This is a genomic window from Planomonospora antibiotica (assembly GCF_014647955.1).
GTDB lineage: Bacteria > Actinomycetota > Actinomycetes > Streptosporangiales > Streptosporangiaceae > Planomonospora > Planomonospora parontospora.
On record NZ_BMQE01000108.1, the window covers coordinates 1 to 4,390 of the forward strand.

Annotated in this window: 2 protein-coding genes; both read right to left on the reverse strand. The window is 75.1% G+C overall.

The features are described from left to right. A partial coding sequence (locus IEZ06_RS35420; protein ID WP_189241039.1) for a non-ribosomal peptide synthetase occupies positions 1-2,397 on the reverse strand: 2,397 nt, incomplete at its 3' end. Continuing rightward, the coding region (locus IEZ06_RS35425) for a condensation domain-containing protein (RefSeq protein WP_229799142.1) at positions 2,394-4,390 on the reverse strand (1,997 nt) is incomplete at its 5' end. The genes IEZ06_RS35420 and IEZ06_RS35425, both read right to left, overlap by 4 nt.

Sequence of the window (4,390 nt, forward strand, 5' to 3'; positions counted from 1 at the left end):
CGTCCGGTACATCCGCTCCCCCACCGGACCCGACGAACCCGGCGAACCGAACGGACACGCCACGAACCGCTCCGCCGTCAATCCCGGCCGGCCGAGGTAACCGCGGGCGAGGCCCGGCCCGGCGAGGTACAGCTCCCCCGGCATCCCCACCGGCACCGGCCGGAGCCGGCCGTCCAGCACGTAGCCGCGGGTGTCCCGGACGGGGAATCCGATGGGCGGGACCTCTCCGGGGCTCAGCGGACCGCTCATCGTGGCGGCGATCGTGGCCTCGGTCGGGCCGTAGGCGTTGACCATCAACCGGCCGGGCGCCCAGCGCTCCACCAGACCGGGTCCGCAGGCGTCGCCGCCGACCGCCAGGGTGCGGAAGCCCTCCAGCGGGGCGGCGGGCACGCTCGCCAGCGCCGCCGGGGTGATAAGCGCATGGGTGACGCGCCGTTCCTCGATCGCCGCCGCCAGCTCCGCACCGCCGTACACGCCCTCGGGCGGGACGACCAGCGCGGCCCCGGCGGCGAAGGCCATGAGCATCTCCATGACCGAGGCGTCGAAGCTCGGCGAGGCGAGCTGGAGCACCCGGCCGTCCGGTCCCACCCGGAGCCGGTCCCGCTGGGTCTCGGCGAAGGCGGCGACGCCCTCGTGGGTCACGACCACGCCCTTGGGCCGACCGGTCGAACCCGAGGTGTAGATCACGTAAGCCGGGTTCCGGAGCTCCACCCGGACCTCGTCCTCCGTGAGGTCGCCCTCCGCGAAACCGGACACGTCCGCCGCGGCGAGCAGCTCACCGCCGACCACCAGGACCGGGCGTGCGTCGTCCAGCATGGCGGCGATCCGCTCGGCGGGATAGCCGGGGTCCACCGGCAGGTAGGCGGCGCCGGCCTTGCACACGGCCAGCGCGGCGACGACCAGGTCGGCCGAGCGCGGCAGCAGCAGCGCGACCACCCGTTCGGGGCCCGCTCCGCGGCGCCGCAGCAGCCGGGCCAGCCGGTTGGCGCGGGCGTTGAGCTCGCCGTAGGTCAGGGTCGTCCCGCCGTCCACCAGCGCGGCGGCCCCCGGGTCCCGTGCCACCGCCGCCTCGAAGAGTCCGTGCAGCGTACGGCCGGGCACCGGATCGCCCGTGTCGTTCCACTCCTCGACGATCCGCCGCCGTTCGGCCTCCTCCAGCAGGTCGAGACGCCCGACGGGGGTGCCGGGCGCTCCGGCCACCGTGGTGAGCAGCCGCCGCACCCGGCCGAGCAGACGTCCCGCCTCCGCTGCGGTGAACAGGTCGGACCGGTGGTCCAGGCGGAGCGTGAGCCGCTCGCCGGGGACGGCGGCGAGCGCGAGCGGGTAGTGGTGGGCGTCGGTCGAGCCGAACCCGGTCAGCCGCAGGTCACCGAGGGCGGCACCGGCCGCGTCCGGGTCGAACGGGTAGTTCTCCAGCACGGTGACGGTGTCGAAGAGGGTGCCGCGGTGGATCTCGGTCAGGCCGAGGTGGTGGTGGGGCAGCAGCTCGGCCTGCTCGTCCTGGAGGCGGGCCAGAAGGTCGCCGAAGGACTCGCCGGGGTGGAGCCGTACCCGGACCGGGACCGTGTTGACGAACAGGCCGACCATGCGCTCGACGCCGGGCAGCTCCGGCGGGCGGCCCGACACGACGGAACCGAAGACGACGTCGTCACGGCCGGTGAGCTGGGCGAGCACGACGCCCCAGCTCGCCTGGAGCACGGTGTTGAGCGTGACGCCGTGGCGGCGGGCCATCCGGGTGAGGGCTCTCGTCAGCCCGGCGTCCAGCTCGAGACGCACCCGCTCCGGGGGGACGGCCGCGGTGGGTGCCCCGGGTGCGGCCAGCGTGGGCCCGTCCACCCCGTCGAGCGCCCGCTCCCACGCCTCCCGCGCCGCGTCGCGGTCCTGCCGGGCCAGCCAGGCCAGATAGCCCTTGTACGGCGGCGCGGGCGCGGTCTCCACGCCCAGGTAGAGCGCGAGCAGCTCCGTGATCAGGATCGGCGTCGACCAGCCGTCCAGCACGATGTGGTGGTGGGTGAGGACCAGCCGGTGCCGCTCCGGCCCGAGCCGCACCAGCGAGAACCGGAGCAGCGGCGGCCGGGCCAGGTCGAAGGGACGGGCCCGCTCCTCTGCGGTCACCCGGCCGGGGTCCTCTCCGGCGACCTCGCGCCAGGGCAGGTCGACGCGTGCCGGGACGACCTGGACGGGTCGGCTCAGCTCCTCGTGCCAGAAGCCCGCGCGCAGGTTGGGGTGGCGGTCCAGGAGCCGTTCGGCGGCCCGCCGCAGCCGGGCCGCGTCGAGCGGACCGTCGAGGTCGAGCGTCACCTGGGCGGTGTAGACGTCGTGCTCGTCGTGCAGGGCGTGGAAGAACAGGCCCCGCTGCAGCGGCGAGAGCGGAAGGATGTCCTGGACCTGCGTCATCGGTCCTCCCAGGCGGCCTGGATGCGGTCGATCTCCTCCTGGTCGAGTTCGACCAGGAGGTCGCTCGGCGTGTGCCCGCCGGAGCCGTGCGCGGCCAGCCCGCCGAGCGCGTCGAACCAGGTCCCGGCCAGCTCCTCGGCCTCCGCCTCGGTGAGCACCCCGTCGGGCCAGGACCAGACGGCCTCCAGGTGGGGGCCGTCCGGGCGGTCGTGGACGGTCGTGTTGATCTCCAGTACGTGGGCCACCGGCATCTCCGGGTCGTGGCCGCCGAACTCCGCCGGGACCACGTTCCAGTCGCCCTCGCCGGTCGCGACCCGGCCGAGGTGGTTGAAGACGATCTGCGGCCGGGGGAGCCCGTCCAGTTCGGCGGCGCTCTCCGGGTCGAGGTGGCGGAGCAGGCCGTACCCGATGCCGTTGTCCGGAATGGCCCGCAGCTGCTCCTTGACCTGTTTGACCGCCCGGGTGACGGTCCGCCCGTCGGTCCAGGCGGTGGCGCCCGCGTCGAGCCGGACCGGGTACAGGGTGGTGAACCAGCCGACGGTCCGGGACAGATCGGCGCCGTCGGCGATCTCCTCCCGGCCGTGGCCCTCCAGATCGAGCAGGACGGAGGTGCCCCGCCCGCCGCGCTTCCGGCGCCAGTGCGCCACGGCCAGGGTGAGACCGGTGAGCAGCACGTCGAGGGCCCGGCCGTGGAAGGCCGCCGGGACGGTGGTGAGCAGCGGTCCGGTGACCTCGGGCGGCAGCGTGAGCCGGAGCGTGCGGACGGTCGCGACGGTGTCCTTCTCCGGGTCGAGCGGCCGGTGGCCGATGCGGGGGTCGGGCCCGTCGAGGATGTCGATCCAGTCGTCCAGTTCGCCGGCCCTGCGCCGGGCTTCGGCCTGGAGCATCCGCGCCCAGGTGCGGAACGACGTCGGCACCGCCGGCAGCACCGGAACCTCACCCCTGCGGGCCGCCTCCCAGGCCGCGAACAGATCCGGCAACAGGACCCGCCACGACACCCCGTCCACCGACAGGTGATGCACCGTCACCACCAACCGGCCCGACACCCCCGGACCCGCGTCCAGCCACACCACCCGCACCATCCGGCCGGTGGCCGGATCCAGCTCCGCCCGCGACCGCGCCGACGCCTCGGCCACCGCCTCCTCCGGGTCGTCCGCGACCTCCACCCGGCGCACGCACTCATCCGCCCGCACCGAACCGGACGGCGGCACCTCCAGCACCCCGCGACCGTCCCCGCGCAGCGCCTCCACCCCCGAGCAGACCAGCCGCAACGCATCATGCCGGTCCAGTACGGCCTGCAACCCGGCCGTCAACGCCTCCAGCCCCAGACCCGGCGGCACCTGCAGCACCACCGTCTGACCGAACCCACCGATCGGCCCGCCCCGCTCGGCCAGCCACCGCATGATCGGGGTGGGGTCCACCGGGCCGACCCCCGCCCCCTCCGGCTCCCCCACCGCACCGGCCGGCTCCTCGGTCGCGACCGCCGCCAAAGCCCGCACACTCTGATGCCGGAACACCTCCCGCGGCGAGAACACCACCCCCGCCTCACGCGCCCGCGCCACCAACCGAATCGCCAGAATGCTGTCCCCACCGAGATCGAAGAACCCCTCCCCGGCCCCGACCGACTCCACCCCCAGCACCTCGGCGAACACCCCCGCCAGCACCGCCTCCCGCACACTCGCGGGCCCCTCGCCCGACCCTGACCCCGGCCCCGGTTCCCCGTCCGGCTCCACCCCCGAGCCCGCCGCCCGCGGCACCGGCAGCGCCGCCCGGTCCAGCTTCCCGTTGCCCGTCAACGGCAGCGCCTCCAAAACCACCACCACCGACGGCACCATGTACTCCGGCAACCGCTCCGCCGCGAACCCCCGCACCACCTCCGGCACGAGCACCCCGGACACCCCGCCCGGCGCCGTACCGGCCGGCACCACGTAGGCCACCAGCCGCCGGTCCCCCGGCCGGTCCTCCCGCACCACCACCGCCACATCCGCCACCC